Raw genomic sequence first — 15,096 nt, 5'->3', positions numbered from 1 at the left:
CGGAGGGGTTTTGACAAATTATTTCACATCAGAATAAGTATTAAGCGGAGGGACCTAATGGCGGACGACATCAAGGAGACCCGCGAAAGCGAAGTTCATCATAAGAACTGCCAGAAAGTAAAACTCGTAAAGCTACTTGAAATATTAAAGCACGACACCGATGAGAACCATCCCAGGACCACCAGCCAGTTCTGCAAGGATCTTATGAAAATGGGAATCACCTGTGACCGCAGGACTCTGAAAAAGGATATGGACACTCTCACGGAAAACGGCTACGAGGTACAGAGCACCTTCATCGGACACGAGAAGGCCTACTACTACGAAGACCGGAGCTTTTCCAGCCCGGAGATAAAGATCCTCATGGACGCGGTAAGGGCGTCCACATTCATCACAGAAAGCAAGTCCCAGGAGCTGATCCAGCGGCTGGCGGACCTTGCGGGAAGCCACCGGGCCCAGCTGCTCAAGGAGAGCATGACCAGCTGCAAGACCATGAAGCACACAAACGAATCCATCCTGTACAACATCGACACCATACAGGACGCTATCGTAAACAAGCTTCGGATCAACTTTTACTACTACAGCCTGGACGTCGAGGGGAAACCCAGGTACCACCACGATCACGCCCTTTACGTCGTGGATCCCCTGGCCCTCATCATAGATCACGAAAACTACTACCTCATGGGCTACTCCGTGACCCAGAAGGAACTCCGGAACTACAGGGTGGACCGGATGAAGGACGTCGTCCTGGAGGAGGACAAGTCCAGGTATTTCATACCGATCTGTCCGGAGGCGGAAAAGGCCCTGGATTACATATCGGACTACCGGGAACAGGTCTTCAGCATGTTCATGGGCAAGCCGGAGCAGGTCACCCTCGAGTTCCAGAATTCCCTGAAAATGCTGGGCGTGGTCTACGACCGATTCGGGGAGGACGTGAAGATCGAGGAGACGCCGAGGGGCACCCTCACAATAACAGTGAACGTCCAGGTCAGCCCGACATTCTTCGGCTGGCTCTTCCAGTTCAGCGACCAGATGCGGATACTCGGCCCCAAGAAGGTGGCGGAGGAGTACGAATACAGGGCCGCCAAGGTCTGTGACGTGGAGCTCCGTGACATAAGGCGGATCAAGTCGCGGTAAGATCGAGACAGACGGGGCTGGCTCCCGGCACATCCCGCCATATTGACGACAAACGAAAAGAACGGCTCCGTGCCAGTTCACATCTGAACTCACGGGAGCCGTTTTTTGCTGCAAAAATCGCCTCAACGTTTATCTCCGACCTGATCGCCATCCTACAGGCTCGCCACGTCCATCTTTTTCACGAACATCACGAACTCCTTCACGATGCTCGTGGTGTTCTTCGGCACCAGGATCCCCAGCGTCCTGGCCTCCCTCGGGCGGACCTTCATGATACGGATGTTGCCCGGCAGGTTCCGGAGGCACAGCTCCGGCTCCATGGTGACGCCGATGCCGTGGGAGACGATCGATGCGATGGACGCGTCGTCATCGCTGGTCACGGACATCATCTTCTTAGGCTTCACGGTCATGTGCCTGTGGAGCGTGTCCGCCGACGCCATTATGAATGTCTCTTCCATGAGGCGTTCCTGGCTGATCTGCGTCATGTCCTGCGGGAAAAGATCTCTCGGCACCACCGCGAAGTACTCGTCCTCCGCCAGTGGACACCAGGTGTATTTCTTCTTATCGAAGCCGGACACGATGTCGCTGTCGCACATTATCAGGTCCACTTCATCATCGAGCATCTTCTGGACCAGTGAGTAAGTGCTGACGGTCATGGTGAACTCCACCTGAGGGTGTTTTCCCTTGAACCCCATCACCGCCGCCGGGATCCAGGCGCTGGCGATGCTGGCATAGGCGCCGATCCGTATCGGCAGAGAACCTCCTCCGGAGATCTCCCGCGCTTCGACTTCCACCCTCGCAAGAGCCCTGTCCGCCTCTTCGATAAAAGGGAGTATCCTCTCCCCCGCGGATGTCAGTGTGATGCCGTTGTGGGAGCGGTTGAGGACCCTGAACCCCAGTTCGTCCTCAAAGTGGTTCATCGACTGTGTCACAGCCGACTGAGTCATGTGTAGCTCCTCTGCCGCCTTGTTGAAACTGCCAAGGCGCAGGGTAGTCAGCAAAACCTGAATTTTTCTGCTGTCCATATTACCCGCATATAACCTTTCTTCTGCTTTGTTAATACCGTTATCAGTTTAACTTAGTTTTGGTTATCGTACAAGCTAATATGTCTATTACTTTGTTTGTCTTCCAAAGGTCCCGAAAATTCGTAAAATAGTTAATGAAAGAAATGATTGTTTGTGTCTTACCCCAAACAACAGGGCCTGTATACCAGGTACCGGCCCTGCAAAAGACACATCTCTTACCAACGAATACCGGGGGGACCTTGTTGATCCTCTCTTGTTCGAAGAACCTGACCCCACCCCTGTTCCCCCCGGAACGGGGGTTTTTCTTTTACCTGATGCCATCGGCAAAGGTCTCAGCTTTTTCTCTTATCCCCGGGATCTCCATTACGGTGCCCGGGTCGTTGGCCGTCTCCAGAAGCGCGAAGCGAGGAGGCAGGATGAATCCCTTGTTCATACTCATGGCCCCGAGCACCTGCTCCGCCAGGATGTCACCGCCGCTGTAGCCGGAAACTATGATGGCGTACACTCTCTTTTTCTCAAAGCTCCTGATGTTCACGACGGCGGTGAGCCGGTTGATGAAGGCGGTGAGATTGGCCCCCAGCGCATCGTTGTAGTTAGGGCAGATCATCACCAGCACGTCGCAGTCCACGATGGCCGGGTAGACCTGATCGACCATGATGCCGCCGTAGAAGCAGCGGCCCTTTTCCCCGAAGTGCCTGCAGGTCTCGTACTTGCAGCCGCGGCAGTCCACCATCTGCCCGTTACGCAGGGAGATCTCCCTGATGGATGCCCGTGGCTCCAGGTGTTTTTTCACCTCGTCCCAGAGCAAAAGGGTGTTGGAGGAGCTGCGGGTGCTGGCGTGGACTGCGAGGACTTTAAGCCTTTGACCATCGCCGACGCCCCGGACCTCTGCAGTCCCTGGTGCATCCTGAGCACCTGGCGCCCCCTGGATCTGAAAGCCCATGATGCGGCGAACGAGCTTTTCCACCTGGATCCCGTAGACCTCCATCGGCTCTTTTTCCATGACCCGGCTCAGGACCTGAAAATTCCTCAGGGATCCCGTGGCCTCCACCAGGGCTTTTCCGGGAAAAGTGCACCCCGCGCGGTTGGCGCTGAAGGCCATGCGCCGGGCGATACCCTTGGTGTACATCTCCCCGCCGCCGTCCACTACGATGCCACCGATGCTGCCCTTAAGGCAGTCCTCGTGGGCCCTCAGGTATTCCAGCAGCCGGTAGAACTCCATGTTCACCCCGGCGCTGCTGAGGTTTATGGCAAAGAGGACCCGCCTGTCCTGCAGGTCCCCGTCCTCGATGTCCTCCACCATGTGGATCAGGCGGCAGTCCAGGCCCTCCAGAGCCCGGCTCAGGACGCCCTTCAGTCTCACGCTCCTCCTCTGGCCACTGAGGTTTCTGGCCTCGGCGCTTACAGGGCTGATAACCACGATCTCTTTGTTATCCATTTTCCTATACGCCTTCTTTCAGTTCATTCAGTGCGATCAAGCGCTCTCAGTTCATGTTCTTCCTTATCTCCACCAGCTCCTGATATGACTTCAGGATCCTGGAGTACAGCCGGTCGTCCAGCGGTACGTCCTCGAACTGGTCTCCTTCGGCGGTCATTCGGTTCCTGATACCCAGATAGGCGCCACCGAGGAAAAGGGAGCTGTAGTGCCACTCTCCCCTGAGCAGGCTTATTACCGAAAGCGCGCCGGATGAAAGCGCGGGAGCTATATATGGCTTGAAGCCCAGATCCCTGACCTTGATGTTCGCATCCCTGGTGAGTCCGGTGAGTTCCAGAGACAGATCATCATCGTAGTCGCGGACGGAATCCGCCACTACCAGGCCGTCACCGTGGGGCCCGAAGACCCTGCCGTCTGTGAGGAACCTGGAAAATCTCGCATCTCTCTGGCTGTAGTACCGCGCTCTGGCGTTCATGACACCCAGGCCGAAGCCCTTGATCTGACACGGCTCCAGGCCGGAGCTGTCCAGGAAGGCCGCGCACAGCGGATCCACCGGATCCGAGATCACGCAGAACAGACCTCTGAAGCCGGCCTTCCGGGCCAGCTCCCCGTAGTGCCTGATGATCTCCCTGTTGGCCTCCAGCTGGACCATCCTCACGTCCACTGCGGGCTTCTCAGGCCCCCCGCCGGCGCCGGGCCTTTCCTGACTCTCTTTTTCCCCGGACTTCACCGGCGGCACGCCCCTGCTGGCACAGAAGAGGACCACGTCCCTCTGGAAGATCTCATCCTCTCCTATCACCTCCACCGGCGGCATGCCCTGACACCAGTCCCCGGGGCCGTAGATCTGGTTGATCTCCATCTCAAGCCGGGCTGTGTTCCTGCCGCTGATGTCGAATATCCCTATGTCCTGTATCACCGGGGCTCCCAGTAGCCTCAGGCCGATGAGCATGGTGGCGCCAACGTCCCCGAGGGCGACGATGCTGACACGCTGTTTTTTTCCGAGCTCTATCGGGCACCCCGCGGTGGCGGGGTCATAGCTCATTCCGGTATCCGCGTACAGATCTCTTATGCTTTTCATCTCACTGTGTTCCTTATCTGTTGGTCTTGATCATGTGCATCCGCCTGGCCTCGATGATGTTGTTCTCGATAAACGTTGACGGAGCCATGTTCATGTCGTAGCTCATGCCCCTTCCTATCTCCGGACGCAAAGGCGACTTGATGGTCTCCCCGAGCCTGCCGAGGGTGAGCTTTTTCCCGAAGCGCTCCTGGTAGTCGGCCTCGAGAGCCTTCATTATCTCCAGGGCGTTTTCGAGGCAAGTCATGGAATACCTGAATGTGGCGTCCCTGTCGGTCCTGCCCACGAAGCTGTATGAAGTAAACGGCATTATGAAGTTGATGGAGGCGTCCCAGCTTCTCTCCTCGCCAGGGCCCGGATCCACGCTGTCCCCGCCGATGAACGGGTAGCAGTCCCTCTCGTTGGCCCATATGCTGATCCCCGGAATGAAATAGGCCGCATCCACGGACATGCCCTGAAGTGTCATCTGGTCCCTGGCGTTTCCTGTGAGCACGCCCACCACGATCTTCCTGATGTTCACGCCCTGGCGCTGGAAGATAGGGAGGAGGCTCTTCATCCTGTAGCCCTTGTGGAGCAGGTCATCTATGAGTATCACATCCCTGCCGAAGGACTTGATGGTCTTCACTTGGTTCTCTATCTTGCTGTAGTTCCTGGCCTCCCTGACCTGGAACCCCTGGAGCTCAGGGGTGAAATACTTCCCGGTGTGGAGCTCCTTGGTGACGGTGTTCGGCACCAGGACTCCGGACAGCGCCTTTCCGAAAGGCACGGAGATATAGGGCCCCCTGTCCTTGATCGTCCCCGGCACTGTGGTCACGCCGTTTTCCCTGGCCACCAGGTCGATGATCTTGCTGTAGACGGCGCTGGTGTTGAAGCTCATGATCAGCTTCCCCGGGAAAAGCTCGTTGAATGTGTGGAGCAGCCGCATGTGTGCGGAGTCCAGGGCCTTCTGGACCTTCAGGCTCTTGTTGAACGGGTTCTTGATCACCGTCTCCACATCTCTGAAAAGCACGATCGGCGCCCGCATGTCCACGGCCAGCACCGGGTTGTCGTGGTCCCCCGATATGTTCACGAACCCCTGATGCCTGAAGGCATCCAGCGTGGCAGGGTTCATCCCCGCCTCGTCCACCGGGATGTACAGACAGTAGGTGTAGTCCTTTTCAAGGAGCCTTGCCATGATCTCCGTCAGGAGTATCTGTGAAAGGTTCGAAGTCCCCCTCATGCTGCCGTAATAGAACAGGCCGATGACGGCGATCCTCCCCGCGGCATTCTTCCTGATCCTCGCGGCGATGTCCGGATCCTTCACCACGTCCAGCAGGTGTTCGCTCGACACCCTGCGCGCCGCCGCGACGCCGATGACCTTCCCGCTCTTCCCGGTATTCTCGATATACACGGAATGGGTCTTTTCATTTTCCAGGAAATCCTCGTCCCTGCGCGGGTCGAAGCCCTTGCGGGCCATCTCCCCGGTCACCAGGCTCTCCACGTCGATGTACTGCCCCGGCTGGTAGCTGCTGATCCTGATGGACCGCGCCTGGAGCACGTGCTTGAAGGTAGGCTCACGGGAGTACAGGCTGTTCTCGTATATGAAGCTCTGTGCCATAGGGTCCACGAGGGTGGAAACGTCCCTGTCGAGGTCGATGTTCTCTCTGATCCTGGTAGAGCTGATATCCTCGTAGTACTTCGCCAGCGACAGGTGGACCACCTCGCCCTGTATCGGGTAGGACTGATCGTCCGTGGCAGCGGTGAGGTTGCCCCTCTCCGTCGGCCTCTTCACTTCCCGGTCGAAGATGATGTGGTTCAGGCTGTGTATCGTGTTCTCCCCCGGCGCGATCCGGTAGCTCGAGGCGTTTTTCACCACGTCGGAGCCGACGGCGATGTAGAGGTCGCTGTCCTTGAAAAGGCTTTTCAGCTTCGCGATGTCTTCCGGGTTCGCGATGTTTATCGGTATGTCCTCAGGGAATAGATAGATGTTCTCCTGGTCTGCAGTGGACATCTGGATTATCTGGCGCCTCAGCATGTGCGGCTGGGTGTTCTTGGACCAGCTGAACTCGTCCAGGGCCAGGTAGACGTCGAAGCCCTTGTCCCTGATGGTGGTGGCGATGGCCTTGTGCCCCAGGCTGAACGGGTCGAAGGTCCCCGGGAAGAAGGCGGACTTTCTCTTGCCTCCCACCCTGAAGCCACCGCCGTCAGACTGGAACTGGTTGATGAATCTGTATATCTGGTTGAGAGCTGCGGCGTCGTTGTAGAAATCCAGCTCCGACTCTTCTTTTTCATCGATCATCAGCATGAGCTTCTTGGCGCTGTGGCGGAAGAGCCTGTTCTTCTGCTCAAGTGAGAGCAGGCCGCTGCCATAGAGCTCGCCGATGGTGTTGAAGGCCTCCCGCGACATGACCTCCCTGTAGCTGCCGAAACCCTTGAGTATCAGATACATGATCCTCATGCGCCTGGCCTTGATGATCTTGTCGTCTTCCTTGCCCTCCGGGATGAACCGGTCCATGTTCTGGAGCATGACACCACAGGTCTTGAGGATGGCCATGGCGGTGCTCTCCCCTCTGACCAGCATCCTCTCTTCCATCTCGTCGAGGGTCTCGTCCAGCTCCTCCTGCTTCAGGTAGAAGAGCAGTATCCCCAGGTAGTCCGGGATGTACTTCGTGAACTGGTAGTCCCCGAGGTCCAGGGCGTTGATCAGCTCTACGGCTACCTCGTTTCTGGCGCCGTAAGGTATCCTGTCCATGATCTCCACCAGGGCCTCTCCGGCTCTTCTTCGTACCGCCACGGTCTCGCTGACCTTCAGGAGATTTGCAAAGTGGGTGGCGATCTGTATGCAGTGATCCTCTGTGAGCTCGTCCATGGACATGAGCATGAAGTTGATGTTCGCCTTCTTCACCACCCACGGTGTGCTGGTCTTGAGATTGTCCAGGAACATGGTGGAAAGCCTGGCGGTAAGGTCCGCAGACGGACCGCTGACGTCCAGGAGCCTGAGGAACTCCTCGTCTTTATCCGGAATGCCCAGCCCCGCATCCAGGCCGTCGATCCTGCCCAGGAGCTCCAGGATGAGGAAATCCACGCTCCTGGAGAGCTTTCCGTAGATCTGGAGAAACGCCTGGTTGAGGGTGAGCTTCATCTCCTCCGTGAAAAACTCCGGATCCATGACCTCAACCGCGCTGAGGAGGGCGATCAAAGGAGCCTCCTTCCTGCCCGGCGCCGCGGAGTTCACAGCCCTGGAAAAGGCGTCCTGCACCACCTGAAGGAACCTCGGCCTTCTCTGCTGTCCGCAGCTGGCCAGGGTGCTGTTGATGTACGGTCCTGCGGTGCCCATGATCCAGATCTGATGCTGCCGGGTGTACTTGTATCCCGGATCCAGGATCCTCTCAAGGGTCTCCCGGAAAAGTTTCACGTTCGTCTCGGCGATGGCCGGGCGCAGGGCGTCATCAGGCAGCTCCTTGTTGTACTCGATGCTGTACCTGGCGGTGATGCTCCCCATTATGGACGCCGCCTGATCACGGATGTCGCTCTCCCTGTTCGAAAGGACCTCGTACAGGAACTGGAGTGTCATGGACTTCTGGTTCTCCGTCATGTAGGTGAAATACTCGCCGAGTATGGACATGTAGGTCCTGAGGTCGTTCCAGGAGCGGGCGCTCCTGGCGTTCTCCAGCAGGCTGGCAAAGTCCTCCTGGCTGTTGAACCTGCTCATGAGGGCGATGTTGTGCTGGATGGCGTCATATTTCAGCTGGTCGATCACCTGGAAGCCTCCGAGGAGCGCCATCTCCCTTTTTACTGTGTGGATCTCCGGGTCCTTCACCTCCCTGAGGTCCTCAGGCAGCTCCGGGTCCGCGCCGAGCTCCACCATGTAGTCCTCGAAGTCCTTCAGCTTCGCGTAGACCTTGCGGTATCTGTTTTCCTTTGCCTGATCCACGTTGTCCAGCTTGTTCAGGATCACCTGGAATGCGTCCTTGAGCGAGTAAAAGTGGACCACCTCCTGGTTGTCGCTGTTCCTGTCGCTCTTCGTGCGGAAATCAGCGTATATCAGGAGAAGGGACTCAACTGAAAGGTTCTCGAGCTCCAGGTCCCAGGTGGAGTGATTCGCAGCGATGTGCTCTATCTTGTTCAGGCCAAAAGACCTGAGGCACTCGCTCGAATAGTAGTAGTGCAGATACGGCACCCGCCTGGCCTCCCAGCTCCGGCAGCCGTATTTTCCAACGTCGTGGGTGGCTGCGGCTCCGGACATAAGCGCCAGATCCACAGGCACTCCCGCCTTGTACAGCTGGCGGGCCATATGCATGGCAACGTAGTGGACCCCTCCTATGTGACCCAGCGTGTTGAAAGGGGTTATGTCTATTCCTATCCTGGCGAACTCGTGGACGTACCTGCTCCTGATGAGCTTGTGCATGTGGATGTACTCGGGCGTGAATCCGCCGGCGGTGACCTCCTGGTCTGAAAGGAGGTCCATCTCCCTGGTAGGGTCAAAAGGCAGGACCTTCCTCTCCCAGCTGAAGGCCGCCCTCATTATCTGCAGCACCAAAAAACGGCCGGCGGACCGTTCTTCCCAGTCTTCCGGCTGTTCCATGTGGGGATAGAGCTGGTGCAGGAGGCCCTTGAAGCAGTGATATACCCAGCCCTCGGCCGGCTCGTCACGAAGCTCAGGCACGAATTTCTCAGCGATGGACACGATATCCCTCGTGTCGAACCGCTTGAGCACGCCGGACGACTCATTGTGTCCCATGGCCGGAGCCGGATACTCCTTGAGGACCTGGCTCAGCTCTTCCGCCATTGGCTCGCCCTGCGACTGAAGAATAGACATGATGTGCTTTCTGTCGAGTTTTGCCGCCCGCAGAAAGCTCCTGTCCAAAAGGTGACTTCTCAGCTCCTGATACAAAAGACCCCGCTCGTCCATTTTTTTCTGTCCCCCGCAATCTGTGGATATTCAATAATGTCTTTTCCGGGCGTGAGGCCCGGCACTGCCGCGATATCTGCCGGCATCCCCGCCTGCCTCTGCTGCCGCGGTCATTTAATTATAACTCTTTTTCTATACAACTTCTCCTGCATCTGCCTTCGCCAGCTCCTCCGGCGTCATGTAGGCCACTGTCACTCCGAAGAAGGCCATCACGAGCGTGCACAGAGGCATTATGTAGTTGAAGATCGCCCACGGGGCGTAGACGCTCGTGGTCACTCCCAGAGTGGCGGCTATGAACATGCCGCAGGTGTTCCACGGAACGAGCGGCGATGTGACTGTGCCTGCGGACTCCAGAGCGTTGGAAAGGGTCTTCGGGTGGAGGCCCTTCTTGCGGTATGCGGAGGCGTACATCCTTCCAGGTACCAGGATGGAGATGTACTGCTCAGGCATGACGATATTGGAGAGTATGCATGTGATCTCCGTGGCGGCGATGAGGCCGACGGCGGACTTCACCACCTTGGTGATGGCGTTGATGATGACCTCAAGCTGACCGGAGCCTTCCATCACTCCGCCGAACATCATGGCTATGATGGTCATGAGTATGGACGATGACATGTTCATCAGGCCTCCCGTGGTGAGGAGGGAGTTCAGTGCCTTCACGTCCGTCTTGCAGAAAAAGCCGTTTCTCGCGGCCGTGAGGATGTCTCCGAACGTCACGCCTGTGTGGAGAAACGTGAGGTCTTCACTGTAGACCGGCATGCCGCTCTGGAGGATCGGCGCCAGTATCGCCGCGGATATCAGCCCCAGGGTTATTCCCGGGATCGCCGGCATCTTGAGGGCGATGGCCAGGATGACCACCAGAGGCGGGATGAACAGCAGCGGATTGATGTTGAAGGTGTCCTTGAGACCGTTCATGAGCTCCGTCACCTGGCTGGTATCGACTGCGCCCTGGGCCGTGTGGCGGAATCCGTATACGCCGAAGAACACCAGTGTTATGGCGTAGGCCACCATTGTGGATTTGAGCATGAACTTCACGTGTGTGAAAACGTCTGTGCCCGCCATTGCCGGCGCCAGGTTAGTGGTGTCAGAGAGTGGCGACATCTTGTCTCCGAAATAGGCTCCCGCAAGAATGGCTCCCGCCGTCGGACCTACCGGCATGCCCAGACCGTGGCCGATGCCCATGAGTGCCAGTCCCATGGTCCCCATGGTGCCCCAGGACGTTCCTGTGGCCAGGGATGTAATGGAGCAGATCAGCACTGTGGCAGGCAGGAATACGGACGGGGAAAGCAGCTTCAGCCCGTAGTAGATCATGGTAGGGATGGTGCCGGAAAGGAGCCACACGCCTATCATCATTCCCACGATGGCCAGGATCAGTATGGATTGCATGGCCTTGGAGATCCCCTCGATCATCATCTGCTCGATGGAGTTCCAGCTGTTTCCCAGATACAATGCCATGCAGCATGCAAAGATGACCCCGATGAACATAGGGATGTGAGGATCCACCTCAAAGACGGCTATCCCCACGCTCATGACCACTATCAGCACGCCGAAGGACAAAAGGGCGTGCCACAGGGCCGGCTTCCTCGGCTGCATATTTCTGGACTTGTTCATATACTATATCTCCTTTTGGATGTTATGGTTAATAACCTTCATCATCTGGAATGATGTTCTTTCTGACGAATTTATCACTCATTTTACCATAGTAATGTGTAATGAGACCACAAAACCGGGAATTAATTTTGTATTTTTATTCATAATTACGGAAATTTATTTGCATATGGCGCCCCAGCCTGCGGTGTGTCACCAGGGACGTTTCTCGTTGACACGCGTTTTGATGCGACGTTGATGCAGCGTTGATGCAGCGTTGATGCGGCGGTCCGGGGCCGCCTGACCGCCGCAAAAAACAAGATCCCGAGGTCTCAATGGATCTCGGGATCGTATATTACTGGTCGTATCTTTGGATAGCAGATCTCCCGGCTTCCTGAGGAACATCCCCAGATCGGGCTCAGACCGAAGCAGGTTCGAGGCTCCCTCCAGGCTGCTCACCGGCCTCTGCCGTCACACCCGATGGGATCTCGCCGAGTTCTCCGAAGTATCTGTCGTAGTATTTCTGGAAGCACTCCATGTATCTCTTATCGTTGCTGTGGTGCAGATCGTGGAGGTACTTGTGCTCGTTGCCGACGATCTCTGGATCATGGCGACCCAGCAGGTATACCGCAAGGTCTGAGCACTGGTCCGATATCCGCTCCAGATTCAGCATGATGTTCTGGAACTGGATACCGTTGAACACGTCGCAGATGCCCTTCGTCATCCTGTCCATGTGACGGCCCTGGATGCTCTCCACCAGCTCGTCGATGGCCTCTTCCAGGGGCTCCACGTTCCAGGCAAGCTCCGGATCGTCCTCGCGGGAAGCCTTTGCCCCCATCTCAAGGATCGTATGGACCGCATCCATGGCGACCTCGAGCTCACGCTCCGCATAAGGAGTGAACTTTTTTCCCGCCTCCTTGAGGTTCGCGATGTAGTCAGTGATGTTGACGGACAGGTCTCCGATGCGCTCAAAGCACACCAGCGCCCTCAGCTGATAGTTCTGAGCCCTCTTGTCCGACTCCAGAGTAACGTAAGGGGATACGGCGACAACGTACTGATTCGCCGCATCCGCCATGGTATCCAGCATGTTTTCCCTTTCGGCGATCCTCTCCTGCCTCTTCTCGTCGAAGCTGGTCATCTGCTGGATGCAGGCCTGATAATTGTGGAGAGCGACCTGTGCCATGTTGTCGATGAGCTTGTTGCACTCGCCAAGAGCCATGGTCGGATTGGTCACGAGGCGCATGTCCAGCTTTCTCAGGTTGGCCTTGATCTCCAGGTCTTCCGGATCTTCCGGCTTGTCCTTGACGATGGCCTCTGCGGCTTTCGCGAAAAGGTTCGCCGAAGGGAGCAGGATCAGGGCCGGGATGAGCTTGAAAAGCCCGTGGACGTTGGCCACTCCGCCCGCATGAAGTGTCATGTACCAGATGTGGTCGTCAAGCACGCCCGTCGCCCTCAGTATCCCCACTGTGATAAACAGCATGGTGGAGGCCACCACGTTGTACATTACGTGTACGAGGGCCGTCCTGATCTGCTCAGGCTTTGCTCCGATGCGGCAGACCAGGTAAGTGGTGATGCAGTCGCCGATGTCTACGCCGATGATCACAGGAAAAACAGCGCAGAACTTTATTCCCACCGTGCTGGCGATCGACTGAAGTATTCCTACTACAGCGGAAGAGCTCTGTATGATGCCCGTGACCAGGACACCAGCCCCGAAGCCCAGCGCAGGATTATCCTCGAATGATACCAGCAGGTGGCTGAGTGTGTCGCCCATCTGCGCAACAGAAGCGCTCATGTTCATCAGTCCGACGAACAGAATACCAAATCCCATCAGTATCGTCCCCGCCGTCTTTGCAGCTCTCCTGTTCACGAACATTATCATGATGATGCCGGCGATCAGGGCCATCGGCGCAAGGTTGTCGGATTTAAAGAAAAAGAGTATGCTCCCGGAAGAGGCGTTTACGTCCATGAGCCTTATGATCTGGGCCGTGATGGTCGTTCCCACGTTCGCCCCCAGAACTATGCCGATGGACTGCCTGAACGTGAGGAATCCCGCGCCTACCAGTCCGACGGTAAGAACTATCGCCGCCGTGGAGCTCTGTATCATACAGGTCACGATCAACCCCAGTATGAATCCCTTGAACGGTCTGTCTGTGACCTTTGCCAGGGCGGCCTTCATCGCCGTTCCCGATCCGGATTTCAGTCCGTCTCCCATGACCCTCATCCCGTACAGGAAAAGGGCCAGACCTCCCAGCAGGCTTACGATTCTGTAAAATAGATCCATCACTCGTCACTCTTTCTTTTTCGGCTCTTCCGATTTTTCTGATCCATGTGATCCTCCCGATCCTTTAGATTTTACTTTATTCTAACCTTTTTGTAACCTGGATTTAACATTCTTCGCAGACGACAGGGCAAAATCCCCCTGACTGCTACCTTCTCCGTATCCCGGCCAGGTCCTTCACCACCTCTCCGGCGATCACCAGACCTGCCACAGAAGGTACAAAGGCTATGCTCCCGGGCGTTGTCCTCTTCCCCGGCGCCGGCTCCTCTCCCGGGTCTCCCGGTGTCAGGGGCTTCTCAGGAGAATAGACCACCTTCAGTCTTTTCACGCCTCTCTTTCTGAGCTCCTTCCGCAGCACTTTCGCCAGCGGATCCATGGAGGTCTTGTAGATGTCCGCGACACGGAACTGCGTCGGATCCAGCTTGTTTCCGGCGCCCATGCTGCTAATGACGGGCACCCCCGCTTCCGTCGCTCTGACGATGATGTCTATTTTTGCCTTGACCGTGTCCACCGCGTCGACGACGTAGTCGTACCCGGAAAAGTCGAACTGGTCTGCCGTCTCCGGCAGATAGAAGCACTTGCGGCCGGTGACCCGGATCGACGGATCGATGGCGCGGACCCTTTCCACTGCCACATCCACCTTGTCCCTGCCTATGGTTTCGTGGGTAGCCAGTATCTGACGGTTCAGGTTTGTCAGACTCACCACATCACGGTCTACGAGCTCGAGGGCCCCGATGCCTGTGCGGGCGAGGGCCTCCACCGCAAAACCGCCGACTCCTCCGACGCCAAAAACCGCTACCCTTGAGCGCCTGAGCTTTTCCAGAGCCTCTTTTCCGAGGAGCATCTCAGTGCGCTGAAGCTGATCATCTTTTTCCATAATTCTCTCCCATGACTCTTTGTCGGAGGCAGGCCCTAATGTCTTCGGCCCGCCATCTGCCGGACTGTGACCCGCACACCAACCGTGATGACTTATCTGCCGTCGGCGGCAAACTTTTCCCTGAGGGTGCCCGGCTTCATCTCCGCCAGATCCCCGTAAGGGTCCAGCATGTCGGCCACATCGTACTTGTCGTACGGCATGAGGACGTAGATGTGGTCGAGTTCTGTCTCATCTGCGCCGTTTCGTTTTATCCTCACCTGGCGCCCCCTGCCCTCGATGTACATGGCGTGGGCCTGGCCGTCGTAGACGATCTTTTTTATCTCGTCGTCTGGGATGAAGTAGGAGTTCAGGTGCATGCCGATCTGGTAGATGTAGTGAAAGCCCTGGTCTGAGAGCTGTATGCGCACGCTGTGGATGCCCTTGAAAGGAGGCTTGCATATCTTATACACGCCGTTGGTGACAAGCCAGATCACGGCCACAGATGCCCAGATCGAAAGGTGCAGAGGCAGCTGTCCGTGAAGACCTGTGCCGTTTCCGGAGTGGTCCAGCCCGAACCATATGATGAAGGCGGACACCACAAAAGACAGGAAGATCAGTATCCGCAGTCTCTTCCACCTGGGGTGCGACTCCATCCATTCAGTGGCGTATTTCTTCATCAGCGGCAGGTTGCAGTAGTACACGTCCTGGTCCTCAGGAGGTTCCATGGCCAGGGCGATCAGTTCTTCTTTAGTCATTTTCATTAATTCTCTTGTTCCAACAGAAGTATCATGCAAAAAATCGTTTCGTTCTGCCGGGGT

9 protein-coding genes are annotated in these 15,096 nt (G+C 56.8%); 1 reads left to right on the top strand and 8 read right to left on the bottom strand.

The window, feature by feature from the left end; genetic code table 11:
• Window positions 1–57: 57 nt before the first annotated feature.
• A complete protein-coding gene (locus BQ7382_RS09195; protein WP_077391807.1) occupies window positions 58–1,134 on the top strand; it encodes a helix-turn-helix transcriptional regulator in 1,077 nt (358 codons plus the stop codon).
• Between the two features lie 152 nt (window positions 1,135–1,286).
• Here BQ7382_RS09195 and BQ7382_RS09190 read toward each other — a convergent pair whose 3' ends face one another.
• The 8 genes from BQ7382_RS09190 to BQ7382_RS09155 form a co-directional block, all read right to left on the bottom strand.
• The gene (locus tag BQ7382_RS09190) at window positions 1,287–2,156 is read right to left on the bottom strand and encodes a LysR family transcriptional regulator (RefSeq protein ID WP_077391806.1); all 870 of its coding nucleotides are present in this window, start codon (window positions 2,154–2,156) and stop codon (window positions 1,287–1,289) included.
• A gap of 307 nt (window positions 2,157–2,463) precedes the next feature.
• Window positions 2,464–3,594 (bottom strand): flavodoxin family protein, encoded by a 1,131-nt coding sequence (locus BQ7382_RS09185; protein WP_077391805.1) that lies wholly within the window; start codon window positions 3,592–3,594, stop codon window positions 2,464–2,466.
• A 46-nt stretch (window positions 3,595–3,640) separates the two neighbouring features.
• The gene (locus tag BQ7382_RS09180) at window positions 3,641–4,669 is read right to left on the bottom strand and encodes a hypothetical protein (RefSeq protein WP_077391804.1); all 1,029 of its coding nucleotides are present in this window, start codon (window positions 4,667–4,669) and stop codon (window positions 3,641–3,643) included.
• 13 nt (window positions 4,670–4,682) lie between these two features.
• On the bottom strand, window positions 4,683–9,464 hold the full coding sequence (locus BQ7382_RS09175) for a phosphohydrolase (protein WP_159437284.1): 4,782 nt from the start codon (window positions 9,462–9,464) through the stop codon (window positions 4,683–4,685).
• A 225-nt stretch (window positions 9,465–9,689) separates the two neighbouring features.
• Entirely contained in the window at window positions 9,690–11,168 is a 1,479-nt protein-coding gene (gene nhaC / locus BQ7382_RS09170; RefSeq protein WP_205408176.1) for a Na+/H+ antiporter NhaC, read from the bottom strand.
• A gap of 394 nt (window positions 11,169–11,562) precedes the next feature.
• Entirely contained in the window at window positions 11,563–13,425 is a 1,863-nt protein-coding gene (locus BQ7382_RS09165; protein WP_077391802.1) for a Na/Pi cotransporter family protein, read from the bottom strand.
• Window positions 13,426–13,570: 145 nt separating this feature from the next.
• Complete coding sequence (locus BQ7382_RS09160) at window positions 13,571–14,299, bottom strand: tRNA threonylcarbamoyladenosine dehydratase (protein WP_077391801.1); 729 nt, start codon at window positions 14,297–14,299, stop codon at window positions 13,571–13,573.
• A gap of 92 nt (window positions 14,300–14,391) precedes the next feature.
• Complete coding sequence (locus tag BQ7382_RS09155; protein WP_077391800.1) at window positions 14,392–15,039, bottom strand: hypothetical protein; 648 nt, start codon at window positions 15,037–15,039, stop codon at window positions 14,392–14,394.
• Window positions 15,040–15,096: the final 57 nt, after the last annotated feature.

The organism is Mobilibacterium timonense (assembly GCF_900155555.1).
GTDB classification, from domain to species: Bacteria; Bacillota; Clostridia; order Peptostreptococcales; family Anaerovoracaceae; genus Allobaileyella; species Allobaileyella timonense.
This window is presented reverse-complemented; position numbering and strand designations above follow the sequence as displayed.